Consider the following 26,690-nt stretch of genomic DNA (forward strand, 5'->3'; position numbering starts at 1 on the left):
CTCTTGCTAAAAAAATGCCCGTTCGAAAAGAACCAAAAAATGTTTCCTATACTTTAGAAACACAAAAGAATGGCTGAAAAAAAACACAAGTGAAGAAAACCTAGAAATTACTCTCGCTGTAAACCGAACAGACAAAGCTAATTTTACTAAAATGGATTCTGTTATTATTCCAACCGATCTTAGTGGCGACATAGTATTTTATTTGCCTTTTCCCCTACAGGTAACTTCGTTGCGGGAAGTCGATAAAATTATTTTTTTCTCTTATCCTGCTCAAACTTTTGCCACTTACGAAAATGGAATTTTAATCTGCGCCGACCCAGCCAATATGGGCAAAAAAAAGGATCCAACGCCTACAGGATTATTCTTTACAAATTGGAAAGCAGAAGAAACCACCAGCACATTCAATGACGAATGGGAACTAAAATGGAATTTCAATATCGAAAACAAAAAAGGCATTGGATTTCATCAATACGAATTACCCGATTATCCAGCATCACATTCCTGCATGCGGTTACAGGAAAAAGATGCTGAATTTTTATACCAATGGGTTTTGGCCGATGATGAAAATATAAAATACAAGGGGACTCCGGCTGTTATTTTTAGGAGTTATAATTTTGATAAAACCTTGACTGCAGCTCATTAAAAATCCAAAAGCTTTAGCTATTCCAGAAACTGAAATTAAAGAAATCATTATGCCTTATCTGAACACCATCATAAAAGAACAGGAAAAAAGAAAAACATCCTAAATAATCATTCAGAACTGCTCCTAAATTCTTCATGGCTGTTGTTGCTGTAAGCCATAAAATCATTTTATTTCCTATATTCGTCTTTATTAAAACGATCTGCTTCAGCACACTCAAAACACATCTTCACATTGAAAAAAACAACACAATTTCTGATTCTATTTTTTGCCTGCATGAATCTGTATTCGCAAAATACCTATGTCTTTTTCGGTTCCTTTAACAGAGATAAAACTACCGATGCCATTTATGTATATCAGCTAGATACTATCAGCGGAAAATTATCAAAAATCACAGCAGTAAAAGATATTGTAAGCCCGTCTTATCTTACTTTGTCGCCAAATGGGAAGTTTGTTTTTGCCTGTACCGAAAGTAAAACTCCAAACGGAGGAAAAGTGAGCAGTTTTGAGTTTAGCCCCGAAAATAAAACACTGACTTTTATAAACAGCCAAAGCAGCGGCGGAGAAAACCCAGTTTACATGACAGTTCATAAAAATGGAAAATGGCTGATAAACGGTAATTACACTGAAGGAAGTGTTTCTGTTTATCCAATTGCTGATAACGGAATGATAAATCCAATTGCTCAAAACTTTCAATATTCTGAGGGAAGCGTCGACCCTGAAAGACAAAAGCGTTCGCACGTTCATTCCACCGTTTTTTCACCCAGCTGTGATTATCTCTTTTTACCTGATTTAGGTGCAGATAAAATCAGATGCTACAAATTTGAAGAAGATAAAACAGAACCTTTAGTAACTGCTGAAAATCCATTTACCCAAACCGCTTTAGGAAGCGGACCTAGACATTTTACCTTTCATCCAAATGGTAAATTTGCCTATTGTATCGAAGAAATAGCAGGTCACATAAGTGCTTACCGTTATGAAAACGGAAAATTGGACAGCATTCAAAGAATAGCAGCACATCCCGAAGATTACAAAGGCAATTTTGAAAGTTCTGATATTCATATTTCTCCGGACGGGCATTTTTTATACGCTTCCAACCGGGGCGAAAAAAATAATATCGCCATATATTCAATCGGAAATGATGGCAAACTCACATTGATCGGATACCAATCTACTTTGGGAAATCATCCCAGAGTATTTGCTATTGATGAAACCGGAAAATTTCTGATTGTAACGAATACTATAAGCGGAAATGTATTTGTCTTTAAACGAAATGCCAAAACTGGATTACTTAAAAAAGTAGGCAGAGAACTAAAAATGAAAAATGTTTCCTGTGTCAAAATCAGAAAATATTAGCAGAAAATGAACAACAATATTTACATCCAAATTCTAATCTGTTGGCTTCTGACAAGCTGTCTTACTAATAAAAAATCTTCAGCAGCTACAACTCAAAACAAAACATTTGAAGTTGTATTGGATAGTATAGATTTGTTTGATACCTCCAGAGACAGGAAAGTTCCAGTAATGATTTACAAACCAAAATCAGACCCGAAAATTGAGAAACAAAAAATTATAATTTTTAGCCACGGTTACTATCAAAACAAAGGGAATTCGAATACAAAATATTCCTATTTAACAAATTTTATTGCCTCAAAGGGATATTTTGTTGCCAGTATTCAGCACGAGTTACCAACGGATAGTTTAATTCCTAAAACTGGAATTCCACAAATTGTTAGAATGCCATTTTGGAAAAGTGGAGCAGATAATATAATGTTTGTTATAAATGAATTGAAAAAGTCCAATCCAAATTTAGATTTTAAACATATTACACTAATTGGACACTCAAATGGAGCAGATATGACGGCTTTATTTCCTCAAAAATATCCAAATATAGTTGATAAAATTATCGCTATGGATAACCGAAGAATGGCTTTACCAAGAACAAATCATCCAAAAGTGTATTCCTTACGCTCAAGTGACCTAACAGCAGATGAAGGCGTTTTACCAACTGCAGAAGAACAGAAAAAATTTGGAATAAAAATCATTAAGCTCCCAAATACCATTCATAATGATATGGATGATCGTGCCAATAAAGAACAGAGAAAAGAAATTAATGATTACACTTTTACATTCCTGAATGAGTAAATTAATTTTAATAGAATAAACAAAAAGCAGCTCCAAAATAGAGCTGCTTTTTAAATATTGTATATCTCTGAATTCTATCTTAACTGAGTAGTATCAACTCTTGACGGCGTGTCTTTCCCGCTGATAATGGACGAAGAACTTAAAGCTATAGATTTAATAATTTCGGTCATATTGGCGATGTCCAATGTCTCAAATTCATCATCGGCAGTGTGATAAAAGGGCTCATTATCCATTTTTGAAGTCGAAATAGTATGAGCAGGCACTCCTAGTTTCGCCAAAGTAGCATTATCGGAACGATAAAACAACTGCTGCTCAGGATATGGATCCGGATAAAACTTAAAAGTCGTTTTTTCTAAATTTTTCTGCAGAATTTTTCCAAAATCTGATTTTTCGAATCCAGTTATGTACGCTGAATTTTTTCCCCATTTAGATTCTGTACCAATCATTTCTAAATTGAACATGGCAATTACTTTTTCCGCAGGAAGCTGTTTTGAAAAATATTTGGCCCCAAAACCGCCTAATTCTTCGGCAACAAATGTGCTAAAAATGATAGTACGTTCGTTATTATTCAGTTTTTTAAAATAATTAGCCAGCATAATCACTGCTGTACTTCCCGCTGCATCATCATTGGCACCATTATAAATAGAATCATTAGCAGGGTGCGGAACACCTTCTTCCGGCGAGCCCACTCCAAGATGATCATAATGTCCGGAAAAAATAACATATTCGTCCGGCTTGCTTTTGCCTGGCAATATACCAACTACATTATTCAATGTTTTCTTGGAAATAGTATTGGATAATTCAACTGAAAAAGCAGCAGCTTCATTAACTCCAAAAACAAACAAAACTGTATTGGTTCCAGGTTCAGAAGTGATTCTGTCAATATGCTGAATATTTGGCAGCACATTATTAAAAGAAGCATCAACTAATACCAGATAACTCTTGGAACTCTTGTAATATTCATTGAATTTCTTTCCTAGATTATCTCCTTTACTGATTTTGACAACTGTGATATCGCTTTTCTCGGTCAAAGAAACCTGTGACTGATAAGAGAAAGCAACTACTTGGTTGTTGTCAATTTCTTTTCCGTCGATAATTATCTTGGAAGAAACAGCTTTAGACTCAGTCATAGAAAATTCCTGTCTAAAATTAGCCACTCCCATAAAAGGTTTCAGTCCTGCTTTTTTGAATTCTGATTCTATAAAGGCTGATGCTTTATCAATTCCGGGAGTAAAAGTTCTCCTTCCATGCATATCATCTGCAGATAAGACTTTTTCAATACGGGAAACTTCATTGGAAGTAATAACCTTATCAATAGATTGTCCATGAACACCAAAACACAGACCTAAAACAAATATACCTGCAATACTTTTTTTCATATTTTACTTTTATAAATAACAACTTAACTAAACCAAAAGTATGCTATTTATTTGTAAAACAATACTTCAAATACGAATTTTTAAATAGAAAAAACACTAAATAATCATAATCTTTAAGAATACTTCAAAAAACTGAATTACACTCCTATAAAAGGAGGAAGGAGAGCAACGGTATCGTTGTTTTTTAAGATCTGATTCGAAAATTTATGAATTATTTTTTGATTAACTGCTACACTGAAAGGAAACTGCTTGAGTTGGTATTTTTTTTCCAGCTCAGCCAATAATCTGCTTAACGGTAAATCCGAAAAATCAATTTTTTCACCACGGCGTCTTGTCCGCGCAGCAAGAGCACCAAAATACTTTATCCTAATCATTTCATTTCATCAAGATTCTGCAATATAAATTCCTCTTCCAAAAAAGAATCAAAAACCATTTCCTCTTCGATATACGAAGTTAATTTTGAAGTATTTTTAACCACTTCACCAATTACGATAATCGCCGGAGAAGCGATTTCGTTCTCTTTTACTAATGCTGTAATTGTACTGATAGTTCCAACTACTTTCTTTTGAGTTGTTTTGGTACCGTTTTGTATAATTGCAATAGGCAGATCATCGGTTCTGTTGTTTTGGTATAAAGCGACAATCTCGTCCAATTTATTCATTCCCATCAAAATGACAACCGTAGCCGAAGATTGTGAAGCCAGAGCAACATCTTTTGACAATTTATGTTCAGAAGTTGTTCCGGTAATTACCCAGAAACTTTCAGCAACTTTTCTTTGCGTCAGGCTGATTCCATTGGAAGCAGGCACTCCCATTGCTGATGAAATTCCGGGAACAATTGCCGTATCAATTCCAAATTGACTGGCAAAATCAATTTCCTCGCTTCCTCTTCCAAAAACAAAAGGATCACCGCCTTTTAAACGAACAACATGCCCTTTACTTTTTGCCATCGACACAATTAAATCGTTAATCTGGTCCTGACTATAAGCGTGGCATCCAAAACGTTTTCCAACAAATATAATTTCAGCCTGCGGAGCATACTGCAGCAGTTCTTCATTAACCAATGCATCATACAAAACAACATCGGCACTTTCTAATGCTTTAACTGCCTTTAGCGTAATCAGTTCTACATCTCCAGGCCCTGCTCCTACTATTGTTAATTTTGGTTTATCTGCCGTTTTCATGATTCAAAGTATAAAGTTCAACTTCTGATTAACTACGTAAAAATACGTACACAAATATAAGTATTAAAAATAACGCTTAAACAAAATATGTTCTCTATTTTCCGAAAAGCATTTACTTTTAACTATTTGACAAAAAATGACCCGCAAAAAAGACAATAATCATTTCAAAGTATTACATATTTATAAAATTCATTATACTGTAGAATACAAAGAGAGGCTATCCAAAATTTTCGGTTGCCTCTCTTTGTATTTTTAATAAGATTATTATCTAAAATCGTTCAGTGCTTTCTCTATGATAGCAAGACATTCGTGAATTTGATCTTCTGTAATTACTAATGGCGGTGCAAAACGTATTTTATTACCGTGAGTTGGTTTTGCCAATAACCCATAATCTCTGAAACGAAGACAAATATCCCAAGCCAGATCAGAATCCTCACTGCTGTTAATCACAATTGCATTAAGAAGTCCTTTGCCTCGAACCAATTCTATTAATGGATTACGCTCCGCGATTTCATTCAATCCTTTTCTTAAAATCAAACCTAATTTTTGTGCGTTTTCAGATAAATTTTCTTCACGAACCACTTCAAGAGCAGCAACGGCAACGGCAGCTGCGATTGGATTTCCTCCAAAAGTAGATCCATGCTGTCCCGGCTTGATTACATCCATTATCGCATTATTGGCCAAAACCGCCGATACTGGATAAACACCGCCAGAAATAGCTTTGCCTAAAATCAAAATATCTGGCTGTACATTTTCATGATGCACTGCCAGTAATTTACCTGTTCTGGCAATTCCTGTCTGAACTTCATCTGCAATAAACAATACATTATGCGCTTCGCAAAGTGCTTTGGCTTTCGCCAAATAACCTTCGCTTGGAACATAAACTCCAGCCTCGCCCTGAATAGGCTCTACCAAAAAACCAGCAATATTAGCTGAAGATTTCAATGCTTTTTCTAAAGCCTCAATGTCATCATACGGTATTTTTATAAAACCTTCGGTAAAAGGTCCGAAAGATTTTCTTGCGCTTTCATCATTTGAAAAAGAAATAATAGTAGTAGTTCTTCCGTGAAAATTTCCTTCGCATACAATAACCTGAGCCTGATTTTCAGGAATTCCTTTTACTTCATAAGACCATTTTCTGCACAATTTCAAAGCAGTTTCTACAGCCTCGGCTCCAGTGTTCATTGGAAGCACTTTATCAAAACCAAAATATCTGGTTACATACTCTTCATAAACACCCAATTGGTCATTATAAAAGGCACGCGAAGTTAATGTCAGTTTTTGCGCCTGTTCAACCATTGCTCCAACTATTTTTGGATGGCAGTGGCCTTGATTTACTGCAGAATAAGCAGATAAGAAATCAAAATATTTTTTTCCGTCAACATCCCATACAAAAACACCCTCCCCTTTTTCCAGAACAACCGGTAACGGATGATAATTATGTGCGCCGTATTTATTCTCTTTTTCAATTAAAACTTCCGCTTTTAAAGAAAGTGATTGTGCTGTATGTTCCATCATCTAAAATTTTATAAAATATTCATACAAAAGTAACAAATGTTTTTTATCAACCAAATAAAAAGCTAAATTTGACTTTTATAACATCATTTTTAAAAAATAAACATTTATTTATAACAAAAATAAGTCATGTTGTTATTTTAACGCATCCAGATACCCGCGGCGGAAAAACAAATAAAAAAACAATTACTTTTATCCCAAATAAAAGTGATTTTAACTTTAAAAAAGGAAAATATGGACATTTTAGATGAATTTGACATCAATATCATAAAAGAATTGGAAAAAGACGGAAGAATGGCTTTTTCTGCAATAGCGACTAATCTCAAGATTTCAAATACTATGGTGCACCAGCGCATCAACCGATTAATAGAACAGGGAATCATATCTGGGATCAGACCCGTTTTAAACGAAAAAAAGATAGGATACGACTGGGGAACTTTTACCGGAATCACTTTGAAGAAAGATCAGGATTCTGAAAAAGTTATAGAAGCCCTAAAACTGATTCCAGAAATAACCGAATGTTATTACATCACGGGCACTTTTACGCTTTACATAAGAATGATAGCCAAAGATCATGAACACATGAGAAGGCTGCTTTATGAAAAAATCGACTCTATTCCCGGCATTTCAAAGACAGAATCCCTAATTGAATTAGGCTGTGCCTTTAAACGGAACATCAGTTTGTAAATAGTTAAGAAAAAAACATAAAATTCTAACTTAACGATCTAATAACCTTGAAAGAAGCATTTTTCAAGGTTTTTTTTATATCAATAATTTATTAGATATTTGCAAAAAATAGCACCATGAAAAACTTAAAAATTATATTTTTCGCAATGATTTTAATTACATGCCAAGCTTTTGGTCAATTAAAACCAGTACAATACAAAGACGGGGATCAGGTCTTGAATGGTTTCAAAATCAATCCTACGAAGAAAAGCAATCAAAACCCCGGCATATTAATTTTACCTGCCTGGAAAGGAATTGACAAATTATCTAAAGATACTGCGGAAAGTCTTTCAAAATTGGGTTATTATGCTTTCATAGCAGATATATACGGAGAAGGAAACTATCCTAAAGACAATGCCGAAGCCGGAAAAATTGCAGGATTTTACAAAAATGATTTTTTGGCTTATCAAAAACGGATTTCACTAGCCTTGCAGCAGCTTATTGACGCTGGAGCAAATCCTGATAATATCGTAATTATTGGTTATTGTTTTGGAGGAACTGGTGCCATTGAAGCAGCCCGGGGGCACCTCAATGTTAAAGGAATTGTTTCCTTTCATGGCGGTTTAGGCAAAGATGCTGCAAGACCTACAGAATCGATAAAGGCGAAAGTATTAGTTTGTCATGGCGCAGATGATCCCTATGAATCAAAAGAAGAAATAACCGCTTTTCAGCAGGAAATGCGTGACTCAAAAGCCGACTGGCAAATGATTTATTATGCCAATGCTGTACATTCCTTTACCAATCCTGAGTCAGGAACAGATAATTCTAAAGGAGCTGCATACAATGAAGTGGCCGCCAAAAGATCTTTCGAACATTTCAAGCTGTTCCTGAACGAAGTATTAAAAAAATAATAAATTAAATAAACACCCTAGATTTTAAATGAAAAAAGTACTAACACTATTTGTATTTATAACAGCGTTTCATTGTTTCGCACAAAAGAAAGCGGTTAACAATGATGATCCGACGAAGTTTATGAATACCATAACCGCCGAAAAATTAAAAACAAAACTTACCATTGTTGCTTCCGATGAAATGGAAGGCCGCGATACTGGATCCAAAGGACAAAAAAAAGCTGGAAAATACCTTATCGAGCAATACAAAAAAAGTAAAATATCCTACCCAAAAGGAGCTGCGAGCTATTATCAGCCTATTCCTGCTTCCTACTTAAATGCCAAGTACAATCAAAACCTGCCTGATTCAGAGAATATTTGGGCATACATTGAAGGGTCTGAAAAACCAGACGAAGTTTTAGTCGTTTCTGCACATTACGACCACGTAGGGGTAAAAAACGGAGATGTTTATAACGGTGCTGATGATGATGGTTCCGGCACAGTAGCCATTCTGCAGATTGCCGAAGCTTTCCAAAAAGCGAAAAAAGAGGGACATGGTCCAAAACGTTCTATATTATTTCTGCATGTAACTGGTGAAGAACACGGTTTACACGGCTCACGTTTTTACTCTGAACACCCATTATTTCCAATAGCAAATACTATTGCAGATATTAATATCGATATGATTGGCCGCCGTGATTTTGATCATCCTGACACTAATAATTATGTATATGTGATTGGTGCAGACAGGTTATCCAGCGATTTACACAACATTACCGTTGCACAGAACGAAAAATACACCAAACTGGATTTGGATTTCAAATTCAATGACCCAAAAGATCCAAATCATTTCTATGAGCGTTCTGACCATTATAACTTTGCTAAATTTGGTATTCCTGCCGTATTTCTTTTTAATGGTGTACACGCCGATTACCACCAAAAGACTGATGAAGTAGAGAAAATTGAATTCGATGCTTTAGCAAAAAGAGCCCAGCTAGCATTTGCAATTGCCTGGGATTTAGCTAACAGGCCTGACAGAATTATAGTTGACAAACAAGCAAAATAATATTTAGCAGAAAAGAGCTTCGAAGAAATTTGAAGCTCTTTTTTTTTAACGCATATTTCAAAAAACCATACAGGAAATCAAAACAATATCAATATATTTGGAATTCAGTTAAAAGATATTCAGATTGCTTACGAGATGCATTATATCTTTTTTTGCAGATTAAGAAGAAACGAAAGAGATCATACTATCCCTTCCCTATTTATCGCATCAAAAGAATTGAAGTATAACAATTGTAATATTCAACAATGACAGTAAATCCAAATTCAGACAGCAAATACTTATTTGAGCATTTTTTTGAACTATCCGCTGATTTACTCTGTATCACTGGGTTCGATGGTTTTTTCAAAAGAATTAATCCAGCGGTTTCTCAATTATTAGGCTACACAAATGAGGAATTGTTTTCAAAACCAATAAACGATTTTATCCATATTGATGACCAGATATACACTTCAAAAGCAAGGAATGAATTATACAAAAATAAACCACTCTTAAATTTCGAAAACAGATACGTTACAAAAAGCGGTGAAATTGTATGGCTCTCCTGGACATCAATGCCTGCAGCTGACGAAAAATTAGTTTATGCAATTGCAAAAAACATCACACACAACAAAAAACTGGAAGAGGAACGGAATTTACTGCTTACTAAATTTACAAAAACCAATAACGACCTCAAAAAAATAAGTTACACGAGCTCACATGATCTGCGGTCTCCTGTAAACAATCTGCTTTCAATTTTCAGCCTCTTGGATGTTACCAAAATTGAAGATTCTGAAACCCTGCAGTTTCTTGAGATGCTTCAGTCTGCTACCGAAACATTAAAGAAAACTTTAAATAATTATGTAGATATTTTAATCCTAGAGGATAAGTCTATTGCACAAATTGAAGAAATAGACCTAGGTACAATTCTTAATACTGTCATTCTTTCTATAAATTCTTTAATACAAAAGTCAAATGCTGTTATCAATATTGACTTTTCGCTGCTCGAAAAGATTAATTTTAACAAATCCTATCTTGAAAGCATTTTTCTAAATTTATTGACTAATTCAATTAAATATGCTATCCCGGGCTGTTCACCAATTATTACCATCCATTCCAGAAAAACGGATGAAGTTGATCAGTTGATTTTTTCTGACAATGGTATTGGCTTCGATATGGAGCTCGTAAAAGATAAAATATTTGGTTTACACCAAAAGTTCAACAACCACATAGACAGCAAAGGAATCGGGCTTTATTTAGTAAACAACCACGTCACAAGCCTAGGCGGTAAAATTGATGTAGAAAGCAAGATCAACGAAGGAACAACCTTTATTATTTCTTTTAAAAAAGAACCGGTTTTCTCATAATTACGCAAACGAATGTACGCAACAAAAAAGCCCCAATTTCTTTGGAGCCTTTTGTTTTCAATTTTTTTCTATAACTTATAATTCTTCTTTTATAACTGCATCTGGGGCATTTTTCTTAACAGACTCAATTCCATTATCTCTTGCTGCAGCTGATTCATACATTTCGCTAGTACCAATAATCTGGCCATTAGAAGCTTTTAGATTGAAATAAGGCTTTCCGTTTTTGGCTTCCAATCTCTCAAATCGAGCATCATCCTGTGAATTTTTCTTAACAGATTCAATTCCGTTATCACAAGAAGCTTTTGTTGTATAACCTTCGCTAGCCAAAATAACCTGACCATTACCTGCTTTCAAAACAAACTGAAATTCGTCATTTTTTCTTTTAGTAATCAAAAATGTTCCCATAGAAGTTTAAGTGTTATTAATTTATAAATAGTTAAAATCTGAAATTATTATATCGCCTTCTAAAATACAAAACTTAAATCTGAATTCAAAAACTAGAACAACTTAAATAACATTTTTCAGCCGAAAGTTTATTCCACAAAAAAAGCCTTGAATTTCTTCAAGGCTTTTCATTCTGGGTGGCTGACCGGGTTCGAACCGGCGACCCGCGGCACCACAAACCGCTACTCTAACCAGCTGAGCTACAACCACCATTTGCGCTTAGCGGTTGCAAATATAGAACAAATGTTTGCTTCTGCAAACAAAAAATCAAAAAAAAATTGACATTTTTACTTCAAATCTCCTAAGCTATTGACTGCCAAATACCTTTCAGCAGTAAATCCTTCGGCATGTTCCACACCAGTAAGCCTCCCAAGATCTCTGGAACGGTAATTCAGGCTTTCCAAGAAGTTTTTACTCGATATAGGAGATTCCGGTTCTTTCGAATCCGGATCATAAAACTGGGAGCTGTAAGCCAGAATTGCTTCAATTTTTTTATCTGTGAAGCCTGTAATATCCACAACAAAATCCGGCTCTATATTTTTCCATTGAATATAATGATATACTAATTTGGGTCTCCATGCTTTTTGGATTTCACCGTCCAAAATTGTTTCAATCTTCATCAGACCTGACAAAAAACAGGCATCCGAAACCAATTTACTGCCTTTTCCATGATCTATATGCCTGTCATCTATTGCATTACACAATACGATTTCCGGCTGATACTTACGGATCATTTTTATAATTTCCAGCTGATGCTTTTCATCATTGACAAAAAAACCGTCTCTCATATTCAAATTCTCCCGAACAGAAACCCCCAGTATTTTCGCTGCTGCTGCTGCCTCTTCATCCCGAATTTCAGCAGAACCGCGTGTACCTAATTCTCCACGGGTCAAATCAATAATTCCGACCGTTTTACCTAGAGAAATCTCTTTTAGGATTGTTCCGGAACATCCTAATTCTACATCATCGGGATGTGCCCCAAAAGCCAATATATCTAATTTCATATCTTTTTTTGTTTATTATTTTTGGTTTGTAGTTTATTGTTAAGTTCTTAAAAAACAAACTATCAACTTTTTTAACCGTTTAAAACTCTTTTCATTGTCATTGATTTGTTGACGCTTTCCTCCCACTCTTTTTCAGGAACGCTGTCTTTCGTGATACCGCAGCCCATAAACAAATTTACTTTTACATTTTTTGTCCCGGAATACATTTCAATTTCCATGCATCTTAAATTGACAAACAGATTTGAACTAACCGAGTCTACAGCAAAACTCGTATTCAATTCTCCCAAAAAACCAGTATAGAAAGTCCGATCGTAATTTTCATTTTCCAGAATAAAAGCTTTCGAAGCTTCTTTTGGCAGTCCGCAGACAGCTGGGGTTGGATGCAGTAAATTAACGACCTGCTTTAAATTATAACCTGTATTCAATACTCCCCAAATATCCGTTTTCAGATGCCAGATACTGCCGGCTTTAAGATTATATGGTTCTGTTACCGAAACTTCCAGTACAGCTTCCTGCAGCTGGTCTACAATATAATCTGTCACATACTGCTGTTCTTCTCTTTCTTTCTTTTCCCAAACAATTTCATCCGAGCCGTAATCTTTCTGTGTTCCTGCCAAAGCCATTGTTTCAAACACATTTACATTGGCTTTTACCAATTGTTCTGGTGTCGCTCCCATCCAAAGTCCAACTTGCGGATGAAAAAAACAATATACAAAAGTAGTCGGATACAATTGTACCAAGTTTTCGAAAACTGCAGTTAAATCAAATTCTTCCAGTTTTATTATTTCTTTTCGGGAAAGAACAACTTTCTTAAACTCCTGTTTATTTATCGCCCGAATTCCTTTAGCAACAATGCTTTCAAAATCATTTTTATCCGACTCATCAAGAATTCCCTGTATACTTCCTGCGACATCAGCAGCTGTTTTTTCTCTAACAGCACCTATTATTTCCGATTCATTTTCAGGAATTAAATGAATCCTGTTTCCGTCAAATGAAGCAAAAACAAATCCTTTCTCGGTAAAATCAGTTACATTAAACAACGTATCATTCTGCTGAAACATCCCGATTATTGTATCTGAATTGGGCTTGCAGTACAAAACATACGGCAGGTTTTTCTCCTGCTGCTGCTGTACTCTTTCAAAAAAATCACTCATATTATTTATTCTCTTTCGTCAAAACCATATTTGTCAATTTGCATAGCGAAATCAAATTCCCAGCTTCGTCCGTGATTTTAATTTCCCAAAGATGCAGGCTCTTTCCTTTATGAATAATACGTGCTGTTCCAAAGACAAATCCTTCTCGGATACTTTTTAAATGATTGGCCGAAATCTCAATTCCTCTCACCTCCTGGCTTTTTGCATCAATAAAAAAATGCGACGCCGCACTTCCTACGCTTTCTGCCAATGCCACCGAAGCACCGCCATGCAGCAGTCCCATCGGCTGATGTACTGAAGAATTCACAGGCATTTTTGCTGTTAAAAAATCAGGCCCGGCATCAATATACTCGATATTCAGAGTTTCCATCAAAGTGTTTTTAGAAAAGGTATTGCAAAATTCGAGGGTTTTATCTTTATCAAAAGTCATATCTTAATTTTAAAGATTGTAAAAATACGCTAATTTGATAATTCAAAAAACAAATTGAATACAAATCAAACAAACCACTCTGCATTGAAAGTCCATAGTATTTGCGTGACAGGCTAAATGCATGCAAGGCTGGATTCCAAAAAATTCATGAAATTGTCACAGATTTACATATTTCAAAATCATTTTAATCTGTGAATCTGTGTAAAATGAATATTTTTTCAGAAGCTAAAAGAGAATGCACTAAAATACATAGTTTAAACTTTATTTGAGAACATTAAATAAAGTTTAAACAGACCCTAAATATTTTGAGTATAAAACCAATAAACAAATCAAAAAAACTAATTTATTCCTATTTTTACAAAAAATAAAACCAAATGCCTCGCATCACCTTATTACTTTTAACCGGAATCCTGCTTTCATTCTGCTCCTGCCGGAGTGATTTTGAAACCACTGCCAGTACAGGTGATTTGACTTTTTCAAAAGATACGGTATATCTGGATACGGTTTTCACTAATTTGAGTTCAAGCACTTTTGCCCTAAAAGTCTATAACCATTCCAAAAAAGACATCAATATTCCTCAGATAAAATTTGCCAAAGGCTTAAACTCAAAATACCGGATGAGTGTAGACGGTGCGCAGGGAAATCAAGGCAAAATATTCGAAAATGTGACGCTTCTAGCCAAAGACAGCCTGTATATCTTCATAGAAACAACTGTAGAAAGTGACTCCTCGACCCCAAAAGAATTTCTAAATACCGACCAAATTGAATTTGACAGTGGCGCTAATCTTCAAAAAGTAGAATTAGTGACTTTGGTACAGGACGCTGTTTTGTTATACCCGAAACGCAATACTGACGGAACTACTGAAACACTCCCTATCGGAAACGAAAAAATTTACGGCTTTTATTTAGACAAAAACGATCCCATTCATGGTAATGAACTTCATTTTACCAACAGAAAAGCCTATGTTATTTACGGATACGCAGCAGTTCCCGAAGGAGAAACCGTAACATTTGACCCCGGCGCAAGAGTTTATTTTCATGCCAATTCAGGGCTTATTGTTTCTAAAAATTCCTCTATTCAAGTCAATGGAACAAAATCCACGACTGACAAACTGGAAAATGAAGTCATTTTCAGCAGTGACCGCCAGCAGCCTGATTTCGCATATATTCCGGGACAATGGGGCACAATCTGGCTGCAGAATGGAAGTGCCAACAATAAAATTCAAAACCTGACAGTCAAAAATGCAACAGTCGGACTATTGGCCGAAGGCAATAACGGAACGGCTGCATCTATAAAAAACACACAGATTTACAACTGTACACATTACGGCATTCAAGGCAAAAATGCTATAATTGAGGGAGAAAACATCGTTATCAACTACACAGGACAAGCCAGTCTTGCCTGTACTTACGGAGGAAATTACAAGTTTACGCACTGTACTTTCAACAACAACTGGTCAAGTCCGGGACAGTTAGCGGTTTACATCAGCAATTACATTTCTGGTGCTGTCCCAGAAGCAAAAAATCTTACTCAAGCAGCATTCAACAACTGTATTATTTACGGTTCCTATTCGAATGAAATGCTTTTGGATAAAAAACCAGAAGCACTTTTTAATTATCAATTCAACAATTGTGTGATTAAATCAAATAAAAACAATAATTCTGATTACCAGTTTGAAACAGATCCAGTACATTATAATGCCATTATCCTCAATAAAGACCCAAAATTCTTTAACCCGAACATCAATAATTTCAATATTGACAATACCTCTTCCGCTTTCGCAAAAGGGAATTCTGCTTATTTAATTCCGCTTGATATTTTGGGTATCACCAGAACACTTCCTCCAGATTTGGGAGCTTATCAAAATAAACCGTTCCCAAAATAGAATTCAAACACTAATTACACGAATTTACACGAATTCCTTTGTCTAAAAAATCACATAAACTTCTCATCTTGTATCTCGTTATTCTTTTTTTGGAGCAGAAAAATTAGGCCTTTTTAGGATAGATTGGTCCCGCTTTTCGTTTCAATCTCCCTGACTGAACCCCAGTCAGGGAGGATTTCACTGTAATCGGGGCTAAAGGAAAAAATTTGTCTTTTTGCCAATATCCAAAAAAAGAAAAACTACAACAATCATACAAAAGCCCAAAAATTCGTGCCCTTTACTGTAATTCAAATATCATTAAATTAGTGCAAATTCGTGTAATTAGTGTTTGAATTTTATTTGCTTTTCGCATTTGCTCTTACTATTTATTTAAACTAAATTTGCACCGTTAAATACAACAAACTACACAACAATGATCCATTTCTTTGAAAACCAAAGCAAAACTGTTTTTGCAGTACAAACGCAAAACGAAATTTCGGCTCAAGACATTTCAAAACTTAACTGGCTTTTTGCCGACGCAAATAAAATAGAGAAATCCGCATTGACGGATTTTTTTGTTGGACCTCGTGCCACTATGGTTACGCCTTGGAGCACCAATGCGGTTGAAATTACTCAAAACATGGGAATTTCCGGTATTATCAGAATTGAGGAATTTCATCCAGCCACAGCAGATTTCACAGATTTTGACCCAATGCTTTCTCAAAAATTCAATCAATTAGATCAGGATATTTTCACGATTCACATACAGCCGGAACCTATTCTGGAAATCGATGATATAGCCACATATAACAAAGCAGAAGGTTTGGCTTTAAGCCAGGAAGAAGTAGAATATTTGGATAATCTGGCTGCCAAATTAGGCCGAAAATTAACCGATTCAGAAATTTTCGCTTTCTCACAGGCTAATTCAGAACACTGCCGTCACAAAATTTTCAACGGAACTTTTGTTATTGACGGAATCGAAAAAGAAACTTCTTTATTCAAATTAATCAAAAAAACATCTCAGGTAAATCCTAACGATATTGTTTCGGCTTACAAAGACAACGTGGCTTTTGTAAAAGGCCCAAGAGTACAGCAATTTGCTCCAAAAACTGCCGACAAACCTGATTTTTACGAAATAAAAGAATTTGATTCGGTTATCTCCTTAAAAGCAGAAACGCACAATTTTCCAACAACTGTAGAGCCTTTCAACGGTGCTGCAACAGGTTCGGGAGGAGAAATTCGTGACCGTTTGGCTGGAGGACAAGGTTCATTGCCAATGGCGGGAACTGCAGTTTATATGACTTCATATTCAAGATTAGAAGAAAACAGACCTTGGGAAGATGCTGTAGCCGAAAGAAAATGGCTGTACCAAACTCCTATGGATATTTTAATCAAAGCTTCAAACGGAGCTTCTGATTTTGGAAATAAATTTGGACAGCCATTGATTACCGGTTCGGTTTTGACTTTCGAACACGAAGAAAATAACCGTAAAATTGGTTACGATAAAGTAATCATGCAAGCGGGAGGAATTGGTTACGGAAAATTGGATCAAGCTATCAAACACAAACCACAGGAAGGTGACAAAATCGTTATTCTTGGCGGAGAAAACTACAGAATTGGAATGGGCGGTGCTGCAGTTTCCTCTGCAGATACAGGAGCTTTTGGTTCGGGAATTGAATTGAATGCAATCCAGCGTTCGAACCCGGAAATGCAAAAACGTGCTGCGAATGCTATTCGTGGTTTGGTAGAAAGCGACAGCAACCCAATCGTTTCTATTCACGATCACGGTGCGGGCGGACACTTGAACTGCCTTTCTGAATTAGTAGAAGAAACAGGGGGATTAATCGATTTGGACAAACTGCCTGTTGGTGACCCTACCCTTTCCGCAAAAGAAATCATTGGTAACGAATCTCAGGAAAGAATGGGATTGGTTATTGGCCAGAAAGATATTGATACGTTACAAAGAATTGCTGACAGAGAGCGTTCTCCAATGTATCAGGTTGGTGACGTTACTGGCGACCACCGTTTTACATTTGAATCTAAAACTTCTGGTCTAAAACCAATGGATTATGCTTTGGAAGATTTCTTTGGAAGTTCGCCAAAAACCGTAATGACTGACAAAACTATTGATTACAACTACAGCGGTTTAAACTATGATGTAAAAAACATAGCAACATACTTAGAGCAGGTTTTACAACTAGAAGCGGTTGCTTCTAAAGACTGGCTGACTAACAAAGTGGACCGCTGCGTTGGCGGAAGAGTAGCCAAACAGCAATGCGCAGGACCATTACAATTGCCATTGAACAATGTTGGTGTAATGGCATTGGATTTCCAAGGAAAAGAAGGAGTTGCGACTTCTATTGGGCACTCTCCTATCGCGTCTTTGATTGATCCTGTTGCAGGAACAAGAACTGCAATTGCTGAATCTTTATCTAACATCGTTTGGGCTCCAATAAAAGACGGATTGAAAGGTGTTTCCCTTTCTGCGAACTGGATGTGGGCTTGTAAAAACGAAGGTGAAGATGCCCGTTTGTACGCAGCTGTCGAAGCTTGTTCAGAATTTGCAATTGACCTAGGAATCAATATTCCAACTGGAAAAGATTCACTTTCGATGAAACAAAAATATCCAAACGACGAAGTAATCGCACCAGGAACGGTTATTATTTCGGCTGGAGGAAATTGTACCGATATTAGAAAAGTTGTTGAACCAGTTTTACAAAAAGACGGCGGTTCTATTTATTATATCAATTTGTCTCAGGACGAATTTAAATTAGGAGGTTCTTCTTTTGCACAGACATTAAACGCTATTGGAAATGAAGTTCCAACAATTAAAGATACAGCATTTTTCAAAAACGCCTTCAATACACTTCAGGAATTGATTTTAGACAATCAAATTTTAGCTGGACACGATATTGGAAGCGGCGGTTTGATTACGACTTTATTAGAAATGTGTTTTGCTGATGTGAACTTGGGAGCAAAAATTGACTTCTCAGTTTTTGAAGAAAAAGACATCATCAAATATCTTTTCTCAGAAAACATTGCTGTGGTTTTCCAAGCCAATTCAGATGAAGCAGTTGAAGCTAAATTGAAAGCGAATAATGTTTCTTTCTTCAAATTAGGAAATGCAACTTCTGAAGCTGCTTTAGATTTTGGTCCTTGTAAATTAGACATTGAAAAATACAGAGATATCTGGTTTAAAACTTCATTCCTATTAGATCAAAAACAAGCCAAAAACGGAACTGCGCAAGCACGTTTCGACAATTATAAAAATCAAGTTTTAAATTATACTTTCCCAGCTCATTTTACAGGAAAAAAACCTGTAATTGATGCTTCAAAACCAAGACCGAAAGCAGCGATTATCCGAGAAAAAGGAAGTAATTCCGAGCGTGAAATGGCAAATGCAATGTACTTGGCAGGATTTGATGTAAAAGACGTTCACATGACCGATTTGATTTCGGGACGTGAAACTCTGGAAGATATTCAGTTCATCGGAGCGGTTGGAGGTTTCTCCAATTCGGATGTTTTGGGTTCTGCCAAAGGATGGGCAGGAGCTTTCAAATACAACGAAAAAGCAAATACAGCATTAAAAAACTTCTTCAAAAGAGAAGATACTTTATCTGTCGGAATCTGTAATGGATGCCAATTGTTCATGGAATTGGAAGTAATCAATCCTGAACACGAAATTCACGGAAAAATGCTTCATAATGAAAGCCATAAACACGAAAGTATCTTTACTTCGGTAAAAATCCAGGAAAACAAATCGGTAATGTTATCGACTTTGGCAGGAAGCACACTTGGAGTCTGGGTTTCGCATGGTGAAGGAAAATTCAATTTGCCTTACGCAGAAGACCAATACAATATCGTTGGTAAATACGGGTATGAAGGATATCCTGCTAACCCAAATGGTTCAGCTTTCAACACTGCAATGATGTGTGATATAACAGGACGTCACTTGGTGATGATGCCTCACATCGAGCGTTCGACTTTCCAATGGAACTGGGCCAATTATCCAAAAGACAGAAATGACGAGGTTACGCCTTGGCACGAAGCTTTTGTCAATGCTAAAAAATGGATTGACAATACAAACAAATAATTCTCTTAATATTTAAGATCTTATTTTCCAGTAACCGTCTCTTATTTTTTTTAGAGACGGTTTTTTTTTGCCTAACTATTTTTATATGCCTATGCTTAACTAATACCAAGTATTTTTTTATAAGTCTTTTTAGTAAATTCTCAAAAAAATCTACAACAATATCTTCAAAATTCATTTTATTATTCTGAATAAAAAAATGTTCAAAAAAAGTCTGGCGATATAATTTCTATTCTGTTTTTCTATTAAATTTTGAACTATATTCGCCAAAAAAAGAAAAGGCATTACAATCAAATAAGACTTTAGCAATTAAAATTTTATTTGCCTTACAGCCTGTCTCCTGCAATATCAGAGACGTTTTTTTTATGAATAATTTTAGTTCTAAATCACAAAATAATTTTTAAAAAGCCCCCAATGAATTTTTTAAAAAAACCATTTTTAGTTTTAAGCTTACTGCTCGTTATCAATTCTGTATCTGCACAATCTGCTGATGTATTAATGAGAATAAATCCTTTGCTTGAATTAGGTGTAAACACCCAGCTGTTAAAATTAAAAGGAAACGTAAAAGAAATGCAGGAACATAAATTTGCAACAGATGTCCAAGGTCATACGGCAAACGATTCTGCATCAGTAAGTAATATATATAAGTTTGACACAAATGGTTTAACAAAAGAAATTGAAGAAACACTGAGAAATCAGCAATCAAAAAAGAGCTTCTTCAGTTACACTAACAAAGGTTTTGTCTCTCATATCGATATTGAGACAACACTTATATTACACCAAAAAGACACAACCAATACCGATACCATCAATACAGCTGAAAAAGATCCTGTTTTTTCTGCAGTAGATTATAAGTACGTTCAAAAGAAAAATATTTTATTTAAAGGCGAAGATTATATAGAAGGAATGCCAAAAAAAGTAACTGCCCGAAAGGAATACTTCTACCATTTTAATGATGACAACCAAATTTTCCAAGTAGATTACCAGACTAATGATTTAGTTACCAAATACAGCTACGACAGCAATGGATTAATTAATGAATCTCTGACTACAAAATCTGGAATGCCATTTTCTAAAAATATTTACAAATACGACCGCAACAGCAGACTTACCAATATAGTAACCATTAATTCGGACAATGCAACAAAATACCCAAATGAAGAAACAGTTTTCTCTTACAAACTTGATTCCAACGGAAATGCAGTTGAGAAAAAAGTAAAAAGCTACATTTATACACCGCAGGGAAGCAAGAAGTTTAATGAAGGCTATTTATATCTTTATAATTACACCTATTTATAGTTTTTTATCTAAAACCTGCTTTGTATCTTAGCCAAAACTCAAGAATAAATACTTAACAAAAAATTAAAAAGTGATGCCCTTTACTCTTTAATTCTTCTATAATTTAACCTACAGCCATGAAAAATTTTACATTACTGCTTACAGCGCTTCTACTGAGTGCCTCAAATTCTTTTGCCCAAATTAAAATTACAAAAATCAAAGACAAAGGAAAAGATCATTATCTGGCAAATGTTATTGGTTACCCGATTACCGGCATTTACACCTATGTGAATCAAATTGCGCCTACAACAATTCTTAACGAAGACGGAACTGGAATTATGCAAAACGAAGACTTAACCAAAGAAAATATCATTTGGGGAATTGAATGTTCCGAAGCAGGAATTCCTATTTTCAAGGAAGGATTCAATAGTGCTACATATTCTTTTTGGTACAAAAAAAACACTTCAGCACATTCTAAGTCAAATGATAAAAACGAATGGATACTGCAGCAGTTTTCCATTCATTATGACAAAAAGAAAATGTTCATCTCAGGCGAACGCGTAAAAGAATATATTGAATAATTATTCTTTAACTCAATCAATTATTCTGAAAAATGAAAAAATAATCATTTTGAGATAAAATCTGGATCGATAAAAGCTGTTAAAATAAGTACTAAAAAAGCGTTCATCTAAAAATGAACGCTTTTTTGCTTATTACAAATAACTAATTAATAATCAATACATTAAAATTAAAATTCATTTTTTTATTGAAGCATTATTACTACATTTACAACGGCCTTTATTTTTAAAACACACTTAAAACTCAAAAAGTATGACAAATAAAACCTTTAGAATCGGAATATGTATGGCAGGAGCAGTCTCTGCAGGTGCCTATACTGCAGGCGTAATGGATTATATAATGGAAGCTTTGAGCGAATGGGAAAAAAGAAAAGGACAGCCAAATGTACCCAGCCATAAAGTAGTCATACCAATAATGGGAGGAGCTTCGGCTGGCGGAATGACATCTTTATTAACAGCCAGTACAATAAACAATGAAATCAAACCAGTTCCTTTACCAAACAAATCAAATCTTCTGGACGAACATCCCGAAAACAAACTCTATCATAGCTGGGTTGACTTAACAGAAAAAGATATGTTTCTGAAAATGCTCGATCCCTCAGACATTTCATCAGGTAATGTGGTATCGCTTCTCAACTCCAATTTCATAGATGATATCGCTGTAAAAATGATACAATCGGATATAAAAAAATGGAAAGCAGCACCACCCTTTTTTGAAATGCCTGTGAAAATATTCACTACACTTTCTAACTTAAACGGATTTAATTACAATACCGATTTTAACGGAGGCATCCGAAAAGAAAAATACAATATGGCAGTCCATAATGACTATGCTTGTTTTGAACTTTTTGACGAAAATACACAAACTCCTCAAACATTGGGCTGGATGCCGTTGAATTTCAAAACCGGAGATTTTATAAAAACTGCACGAGATGCGGCAATGGCTACTGGAGCATTTCCTGTCGGTCTAAAATCAAGAATTCTGGAAAGAGACTCATCATATGTAAATGCTATTCCGTGGCTAAAAGACATTTTCCAGAATAGTCCAGTTACCGAAAATCCGCTAAAAACACTAAATGTTGATGGAGGAATGATAAACAATGAACCTTTTGAAAAAGTGAGATATCTGCTGGATGAAATTACAATAGAGCAAAGAGATTCCGAATATAAAACCCTGAATAAGGATGAAAAACAAGAATTCCTTAATGAGATTAACTCACTTTACAAAAATTTTGAAAATACGGTTTTAATGATTGATCCTTTCCCTAGTCTGGATAAAACAGAAGACTTTAATTACAGTCAAAACCTAACGAATATTATATCCGAAACTTTTTCGGCAATGACAGCCCAAATGCGTGCAAAACCAATAAATTACCGCAGCGCAATGGAACAGGAGGATGCCAGTCAATTTATAATTTCTCCTTCTCGAAAAAGAGAAGATATCGATGGTACGTTCAAAGATTTTTTTGGAGAAAAAGCAATCGCTTGTGGGACAATGGGCGGATTTGGCGGTTTTTTGAATAAAGAATTTAGAATTCATGACTACTTTTTAGGAAAATACAATTGCGAAATGTTTTTGAGAAAGTATTTTACAATTCCAGAAGATGCACTGCTGGCAAACCCAATATTTTCAGAAGGATACAGCGGAGTCGATAAAAGCAAATATGCAGTTGTAGGTGCCGATGGAAAAAGAAGCTATCCGATTATCCCCATTTTCAAGCCCGAAGCAGCACCAGATACATTCCCGATACCTACTTTTTCCTGTGGAGGAAATTGGCCAAAAGTCTCTGAAAATTTCATCAACGGATATGAAAAACCAGTAAAAAACAGAGCCGAAAAAATTATATTAAATATTGTAAAACTAAGTTCGGCAACTCTTTTCCTGCTAAAAGTTGGTTCTTTTGCAATACTCAATAAAATAATATGGAAAAAAGTGGCCAGCTCAATTAAAAACTCTCTTTACAAATCGAATCTAATAAGCAATTATTCTCCAAATCGAGAGGAAACGTATTAAAAACGAGGGAGAAACAGTTTTTTGAGGTAATTTTAAGAAAACGATTTCGCTGATTACCAATATTGTAATTATATCCGCTGTAATTAATCCGCATAAAATAAAAAATATTATTAATTTTTATTTAATTTGCGATACAATTTAATAATCGCCATAATGATAAAGATCACCAGACTCTTTGATTTTCCTTACTATCAGCTAGAAAATTACAACAAATCAGATGCTTTGGTGACAAAGCAAAACGGAGTTTGGGAGAAAACCTCAACCCAGGAATATATAGATAAAGCAAATGCTGTTTCGAGAGCACTGCTAAGAATGGGCGTACAGAAAAATGATAAGATTGCAGTCATTTCCAGCAATAACAGAACAGAATGGCATATTATGGATGTTGGTGTTTTACAGACAGGCGCTCAAAATGTCCCTATATATCCAACCATTACCGAAGAAGATTATGAATATATCCTGAATCATTCGGAGGCCGTGTATGTATTCGTTTCGGATATAGAAGTTTTCAATAAAGTCAACAATATAAGAGCCAATGTTCCTTCGCTAAAAGAGATTTATTCTTTTAATGAAATTGATGGATGCAAAAATTGGAATGAATTGCTGAAATCAGGTGAAGACAAAAGCAATCAGAATATTTTAGAAAATATAAAAAACAATGTAAATCCAGAAGATTTAGCCACAATCATTTATACTTCGGGAACAACCGGAAGACCTAAAGGCGTAATGCTTTCTCATAAAAATATTGTTTCCAATGTTTTGGACAGTGCAGACAGAATCCCTTTTGATCCAGGAGTAAGCCGTGCTTTGAGTTTCCTTCCTATCTGCCATATTTATGAGCGAATGGTAACTTATATTTATCAGTTTTATGGCTGTTCTATTTATTTTGGCGAATCCATAGAAAAAATATCCGATAATATAAAAGAAGTAAGACCATCAGTAATGACTGGCGTACCAAGACTTATTGAGAAAGTTTACGAAAAGATTATTGCCAAAGGTGCTGACCTGACCGGAATCAAAAAGAAACTTTTCTTTTGGGCTGTTGAAGTGGGTTTGAAATATGAGCCTTATGGCGTAAACGGATTCTGGTATGAGCTACAGTTAAAACTAGCCCGAAAACTGATTTTCAGCAAATGGAAAGAAGGACTTGGCGGAAAATTAGATTTAATAGTAAACGGAAGTGCTGCATTACAGCCAAGATTAGCAAGAGTTTTTGCCGCTGCAGAAATATACATTATGGAAGGCTACGGATTATCTGAAACTTCTCCTGTAATATCTGTAAATGATTTTAGAAACAAAGGCTTTAAAATTGGCACTGCCGGTAAAATCATAAATAATGTAGAAGTAAAAATTGCCGAAGACGGCGAAATCCTCTGCAAAGGTCCAAATGTAATGATGGGCTATTACAAAGACCCTGAAAAAACAGCCGAAGCCATAATTGACGGTTATTTTCATACTGGAGATATCGGAAATGTTGATAAAGACGGATTTTTATCGATTACTGACCGCAAAAAAGAAATGTTTAAAACCTCTGGAGGAAAATATATTGCTCCTCAGCTTATTGAAAACACGATGAAACAGTCTCGTTTTATCGAACAGATTATGGTAATTGGTGACGGTGAAAAAATGCCTGGCGCATTCATACAGCCGAGTTTTGAATTTGTCAAAGAATGGGCTAAATTACATTCGGTTCAATTAGGCACAACCAATCAGGAGATTATTTCCAACCCAAAAGTGATAGAAAGAATCCAGCAGGAAGTTGATACTCTAAACGAAAAATTCGGAAACTGGGAACAGGTCAAACGTTTTGAATTAACTGCTGATGTCTGGTCAATAAACGGCGGACATCTCACTCCTACTCTAAAATTAAAGCGTAAAATCATCAAAGAAATTTACAAAGATCTTTATCAAAAAATTTACGGGCATACACTGTAAATAGTTTGACATACTAAAAAATAAAGTCCTGACGGTTTTCTGTCGGGATTTTTTTTTAACAAAACTTTTAATTCGAAATAACAGAAATTCTTTAAATAATTCTATTTTTGAAAGAACGCAGATAAATAAACTTCTTGTTATTACTATTTACAAAAAACTATGAAACAATACACAGAAATCATTGACTGGATGGAAGTTTGGGAATTTTCCAAACAATTTATTTTGCCAAATATCGGGTTGTTTCTATTTTGGACAGTACTGTTTGTTATGCTCGGACTAATTTTGAGCATCGTTTTGAATATTGTTTTGTACAGAAAAAACTTTTTTGACCGTGACAAAAAATATTACAACTGGATTGTAAAACTATGGATTCCTTATTTGATAATTGTTTTTCTGTATTTCTTCAGTATGATTGGTCTGCTGTACGGAGGGCATTCCATTATGGAAAAAGAAAATAAAAATATAGCAGCACATATTTATTCGAATACAATTGGGACTGCTTTTTCATCAGAGAAAGAAAAAAAAGATTTTTTGCATTCCCTCCAAAACATATCCAATTCTTCAGAAGGTGTCAGCAGATCCATGGCACAAGCTCTGGCTGTTTATATCAAACAAAATAACAGTGGCTTTGCATCTGTAGATAAACTTAAGAATTCCTCGACCTCCTATCTGCTCAAAAAATACGAATCAGATGTTTATAGCGCCTGTGTATACGGTTTCATGAAAGTGGCGGATGATAAGGCAGATATGAAAAACGTAAAAAACATTGATTACGCTCAATTCAAATCTCTTTTAAAAAAATTAGATCAGGCAGAACCTCAAAAAATTGAACTTTCATTACAATCTGAAATGGGACATAAACTGCAGTCTGTCCTTGATTTTGTTTTTAAAGAAATCCTGAAACATGAATTACTATTTTTCGTGTTTTTTCTATCACTTCCCTTTATTGAATACCTGATTTATTCCAGACTTGTAAAAAGACCGGAAACTGATCAGAATACAGCTTCTGTCTGACTTTTATTAATCGAAATAATTTAACCAAAAGTAAAAAGGCAGCCTTTTACTTTTGGA

The 26,690-nt window shown here is 35.2% G+C and carries 23 protein-coding genes and 1 tRNA gene; 14 read left to right on the forward strand and 10 right to left on the reverse strand.

The window, feature by feature from the left end; translation table 11 throughout:
• Nucleotides 1-151: 151 nt before the first annotated feature.
• Nucleotides 152-643, forward strand: coding sequence for a L,D-transpeptidase (locus OZP07_RS14075; RefSeq protein ID WP_281635588.1), 492 nt, complete (start codon nucleotides 152-154; stop codon nucleotides 641-643).
• A gap of 13 nt (nucleotides 644-656) precedes the next feature.
• On the opposite strand, the gene OZP07_RS14080 is transcribed toward OZP07_RS14075, so the two are convergent.
• A complete protein-coding gene (locus tag OZP07_RS14080) occupies nucleotides 657-809 on the reverse strand; it encodes a hypothetical protein (protein WP_281635589.1) in 153 nt (50 codons plus the stop codon).
• A gap of 65 nt (nucleotides 810-874) precedes the next feature.
• Here OZP07_RS14080 and OZP07_RS14085 point away from each other — a divergent pair, with 65 nt between their 5' ends.
• Together OZP07_RS14085 and OZP07_RS14090 are read left to right on the forward strand one after the other, a co-directional pair.
• Entirely contained in the window at nucleotides 875-1,996 is a 1,122-nt protein-coding gene (locus OZP07_RS14085) for a lactonase family protein (RefSeq protein ID WP_349293639.1), read from the forward strand.
• Between the two features lie 6 nt (nucleotides 1,997-2,002).
• Nucleotides 2,003-2,785, forward strand: a complete 783-nt coding sequence (locus OZP07_RS14090; protein ID WP_281635590.1) for an alpha/beta hydrolase family protein — start codon at nucleotides 2,003-2,005, stop codon at nucleotides 2,783-2,785.
• Between the two features lie 74 nt (nucleotides 2,786-2,859).
• Here the strand turns inward: OZP07_RS14090 and OZP07_RS14095 are convergent, their stop codons facing one another.
• The 4 genes from OZP07_RS14095 to rocD all read right to left on the reverse strand — a co-directional run bounded on the left by OZP07_RS14095 (nucleotide 2,860) and on the right by rocD (nucleotide 6,862).
• Nucleotides 2,860-4,164 carry a M28 family metallopeptidase gene (locus tag OZP07_RS14095; RefSeq protein ID WP_281635591.1) on the reverse strand — a complete coding sequence of 435 codons (1,305 nt, stop codon included), beginning with the start codon at nucleotides 4,162-4,164 and terminating at the stop codon, nucleotides 2,860-2,862.
• A gap of 137 nt (nucleotides 4,165-4,301) precedes the next feature.
• Nucleotides 4,302-4,538, reverse strand: coding sequence for a MoaD/ThiS family protein (locus OZP07_RS14100; RefSeq protein WP_281635592.1), 237 nt, complete (start codon nucleotides 4,536-4,538; stop codon nucleotides 4,302-4,304).
• Nucleotides 4,535-5,347: a uroporphyrinogen-III C-methyltransferase gene (gene cobA / locus OZP07_RS14105; protein ID WP_281635593.1), complete on the reverse strand. Its 813-nt coding sequence runs from the start codon at nucleotides 5,345-5,347 to the stop codon at nucleotides 4,535-4,537. The genes OZP07_RS14100 and cobA overlap by 4 nt, the downstream gene beginning before the upstream one ends.
• A gap of 264 nt (nucleotides 5,348-5,611) precedes the next feature.
• Nucleotides 5,612-6,862, reverse strand: coding sequence for an ornithine--oxo-acid transaminase (rocD, locus tag OZP07_RS14110; RefSeq protein WP_281638479.1), 1,251 nt, complete (start codon nucleotides 6,860-6,862; stop codon nucleotides 5,612-5,614).
• 234 nt (nucleotides 6,863-7,096) lie between these two features.
• On the opposite strand from rocD, the gene OZP07_RS14115 reads away from it, so the two are divergent.
• From OZP07_RS14115 to OZP07_RS14130, 4 genes are all read left to right on the forward strand, one after another.
• Nucleotides 7,097-7,549 (forward strand): Lrp/AsnC family transcriptional regulator, encoded by a 453-nt coding sequence (locus tag OZP07_RS14115; RefSeq protein ID WP_194639015.1) that lies wholly within the window; start codon nucleotides 7,097-7,099, stop codon nucleotides 7,547-7,549.
• 116 nt (nucleotides 7,550-7,665) lie between these two features.
• Nucleotides 7,666-8,439, forward strand: a complete 774-nt coding sequence (locus OZP07_RS14120) for a dienelactone hydrolase family protein (RefSeq protein WP_281635594.1) — start codon at nucleotides 7,666-7,668, stop codon at nucleotides 8,437-8,439.
• A 28-nt stretch (nucleotides 8,440-8,467) separates the two neighbouring features.
• The gene (locus tag OZP07_RS14125; protein ID WP_281635595.1) at nucleotides 8,468-9,484 is read left to right on the forward strand and encodes a M28 family peptidase; all 1,017 of its coding nucleotides are present in this window, start codon (nucleotides 8,468-8,470) and stop codon (nucleotides 9,482-9,484) included.
• Nucleotides 9,485-9,729: 245 nt separating this feature from the next.
• Complete coding sequence (locus OZP07_RS14130) at nucleotides 9,730-10,827, forward strand: PAS domain-containing sensor histidine kinase (protein ID WP_281635596.1); 1,098 nt, start codon at nucleotides 9,730-9,732, stop codon at nucleotides 10,825-10,827.
• A gap of 75 nt (nucleotides 10,828-10,902) precedes the next feature.
• On the opposite strand, the gene OZP07_RS14135 is transcribed toward OZP07_RS14130, so the two are convergent.
• The 5 genes from OZP07_RS14135 to OZP07_RS14155 form a co-directional block, all read right to left on the reverse strand.
• A complete protein-coding gene (locus OZP07_RS14135) occupies nucleotides 10,903-11,232 on the reverse strand; it encodes a YegP family protein (protein ID WP_194639024.1) in 330 nt (109 codons plus the stop codon).
• A 175-nt stretch (nucleotides 11,233-11,407) separates the two neighbouring features.
• Nucleotides 11,408-11,481: transfer RNA gene (locus OZP07_RS14140), tRNA-His, on the reverse strand.
• A 77-nt stretch (nucleotides 11,482-11,558) separates the two neighbouring features.
• Nucleotides 11,559-12,275: a bacillithiol biosynthesis deacetylase BshB1 gene (gene bshB1 / locus OZP07_RS14145; RefSeq protein ID WP_281635597.1), complete on the reverse strand. Its 717-nt coding sequence runs from the start codon at nucleotides 12,273-12,275 to the stop codon at nucleotides 11,559-11,561.
• A 71-nt stretch (nucleotides 12,276-12,346) separates the two neighbouring features.
• Entirely contained in the window at nucleotides 12,347-13,429 is a 1,083-nt protein-coding gene (locus OZP07_RS14150; RefSeq protein WP_281635598.1) for an isochorismate synthase, read from the reverse strand.
• Between the two features lies 1 nt (nucleotide 13,430).
• Nucleotides 13,431-13,859 carry a PaaI family thioesterase gene (locus OZP07_RS14155; protein ID WP_281635599.1) on the reverse strand — a complete coding sequence of 143 codons (429 nt, stop codon included), beginning with the start codon at nucleotides 13,857-13,859 and terminating at the stop codon, nucleotides 13,431-13,433.
• A 374-nt stretch (nucleotides 13,860-14,233) separates the two neighbouring features.
• On the opposite strand from OZP07_RS14155, the gene OZP07_RS14160 reads away from it, so the two are divergent.
• The 7 genes from OZP07_RS14160 to OZP07_RS14190 all read left to right on the forward strand — a co-directional run bounded on the left by OZP07_RS14160 (nucleotide 14,234) and on the right by OZP07_RS14190 (nucleotide 26,633).
• Nucleotides 14,234-15,745: a hypothetical protein gene (locus OZP07_RS14160; RefSeq protein WP_281635600.1), complete on the forward strand. Its 1,512-nt coding sequence runs from the start codon at nucleotides 14,234-14,236 to the stop codon at nucleotides 15,743-15,745.
• Between the two features lie 412 nt (nucleotides 15,746-16,157).
• On the forward strand, nucleotides 16,158-19,817 hold the full coding sequence (purL, locus tag OZP07_RS14165; protein ID WP_281635601.1) for a phosphoribosylformylglycinamidine synthase: 3,660 nt from the start codon (nucleotides 16,158-16,160) through the stop codon (nucleotides 19,815-19,817).
• A 411-nt stretch (nucleotides 19,818-20,228) separates the two neighbouring features.
• On the forward strand, nucleotides 20,229-21,113 hold the full coding sequence (locus tag OZP07_RS14170; RefSeq protein ID WP_281635602.1) for a hypothetical protein: 885 nt from the start codon (nucleotides 20,229-20,231) through the stop codon (nucleotides 21,111-21,113).
• 116 nt (nucleotides 21,114-21,229) lie between these two features.
• Complete coding sequence (locus tag OZP07_RS14175; RefSeq protein ID WP_194639037.1) at nucleotides 21,230-21,673, forward strand: hypothetical protein; 444 nt, start codon at nucleotides 21,230-21,232, stop codon at nucleotides 21,671-21,673.
• Nucleotides 21,674-21,923: 250 nt separating this feature from the next.
• A complete protein-coding gene (locus OZP07_RS14180; protein ID WP_281635603.1) occupies nucleotides 21,924-23,684 on the forward strand; it encodes a patatin-like phospholipase family protein in 1,761 nt (586 codons plus the stop codon).
• A 153-nt stretch (nucleotides 23,685-23,837) separates the two neighbouring features.
• Complete coding sequence (locus OZP07_RS14185) at nucleotides 23,838-25,619, forward strand: AMP-dependent synthetase/ligase (protein WP_281635604.1); 1,782 nt, start codon at nucleotides 23,838-23,840, stop codon at nucleotides 25,617-25,619.
• A gap of 159 nt (nucleotides 25,620-25,778) precedes the next feature.
• Nucleotides 25,779-26,633 (forward strand): hypothetical protein, encoded by an 855-nt coding sequence (locus tag OZP07_RS14190; RefSeq protein WP_194639048.1) that lies wholly within the window; start codon nucleotides 25,779-25,781, stop codon nucleotides 26,631-26,633.
• Nucleotides 26,634-26,690 lie beyond the last annotated feature (57 nt).

Source organism: Flavobacterium marginilacus (genome assembly GCF_026870155.1).
GTDB lineage: Bacteria > Bacteroidota > Bacteroidia > Flavobacteriales > Flavobacteriaceae > Flavobacterium > Flavobacterium marginilacus.

What these genes read in the sequence shown, in the direction of transcription:
- OZP07_RS14150 (WP_281635598.1), bottom strand. Translation starts at nt 13,429, where the DNA reads ATGAGTGATTTTTTTGAAAGAGTACAGCAGCAGCAGGAGAAAAACCTG.
- OZP07_RS14155 (WP_281635599.1), bottom strand. Translation starts at nt 13,859, where the DNA reads ATGACTTTTGATAAAGATAAAACCCTCGAATTTTGCAATACCTTTTCT.
- OZP07_RS14185 (WP_281635604.1), top strand. Translation starts at nt 23,838, where the DNA reads ATGATAAAGATCACCAGACTCTTTGATTTTCCTTACTATCAGCTAGAA.
- OZP07_RS14190 (WP_194639048.1), top strand. Translation starts at nt 25,779, where the DNA reads ATGAAACAATACACAGAAATCATTGACTGGATGGAAGTTTGGGAATTT.
- OZP07_RS14095 (WP_281635591.1), bottom strand. Translation starts at nt 4,164, where the DNA reads ATGAAAAAAAGTATTGCAGGTATATTTGTTTTAGGTCTGTGTTTTGGT.
- cobA (WP_281635593.1), bottom strand. Translation starts at nt 5,347, where the DNA reads ATGAAAACGGCAGATAAACCAAAATTAACAATAGTAGGAGCAGGGCCT.
- rocD (WP_281638479.1), bottom strand. Translation starts at nt 6,862, where the DNA reads ATGGAACATACAGCACAATCACTTTCTTTAAAAGCGGAAGTTTTAATT.
- OZP07_RS14080 (WP_281635589.1), bottom strand. Translation starts at nt 809, where the DNA reads ATGATTTTATGGCTTACAGCAACAACAGCCATGAAGAATTTAGGAGCA.
- OZP07_RS14100 (WP_281635592.1), bottom strand. Translation starts at nt 4,538, where the DNA reads ATGATTAGGATAAAGTATTTTGGTGCTCTTGCTGCGCGGACAAGACGC.
- OZP07_RS14120 (WP_281635594.1), top strand. Translation starts at nt 7,666, where the DNA reads ATGAAAAACTTAAAAATTATATTTTTCGCAATGATTTTAATTACATGC.
- purL (WP_281635601.1), top strand. Translation starts at nt 16,158, where the DNA reads ATGATCCATTTCTTTGAAAACCAAAGCAAAACTGTTTTTGCAGTACAA.
- OZP07_RS14160 (WP_281635600.1), top strand. Translation starts at nt 14,234, where the DNA reads ATGCCTCGCATCACCTTATTACTTTTAACCGGAATCCTGCTTTCATTC.
- OZP07_RS14115 (WP_194639015.1), top strand. Translation starts at nt 7,097, where the DNA reads ATGGACATTTTAGATGAATTTGACATCAATATCATAAAAGAATTGGAA.
- OZP07_RS14075 (WP_281635588.1), top strand. Translation starts at nt 152, where the DNA reads ATGGATTCTGTTATTATTCCAACCGATCTTAGTGGCGACATAGTATTT.
- OZP07_RS14130 (WP_281635596.1), top strand. Translation starts at nt 9,730, where the DNA reads ATGACAGTAAATCCAAATTCAGACAGCAAATACTTATTTGAGCATTTT.
- OZP07_RS14180 (WP_281635603.1), top strand. Translation starts at nt 21,924, where the DNA reads ATGACAAATAAAACCTTTAGAATCGGAATATGTATGGCAGGAGCAGTC.
- OZP07_RS14170 (WP_281635602.1), top strand. Translation starts at nt 20,229, where the DNA reads ATGAATTTTTTAAAAAAACCATTTTTAGTTTTAAGCTTACTGCTCGTT.
- OZP07_RS14175 (WP_194639037.1), top strand. Translation starts at nt 21,230, where the DNA reads ATGAAAAATTTTACATTACTGCTTACAGCGCTTCTACTGAGTGCCTCA.
- OZP07_RS14125 (WP_281635595.1), top strand. Translation starts at nt 8,468, where the DNA reads ATGAAAAAAGTACTAACACTATTTGTATTTATAACAGCGTTTCATTGT.
- bshB1 (WP_281635597.1), bottom strand. Translation starts at nt 12,275, where the DNA reads ATGAAATTAGATATATTGGCTTTTGGGGCACATCCCGATGATGTAGAA.
- OZP07_RS14090 (WP_281635590.1), top strand. Translation starts at nt 2,003, where the DNA reads ATGAACAACAATATTTACATCCAAATTCTAATCTGTTGGCTTCTGACA.
- OZP07_RS14135 (WP_194639024.1), bottom strand. Translation starts at nt 11,232, where the DNA reads ATGGGAACATTTTTGATTACTAAAAGAAAAAATGACGAATTTCAGTTT.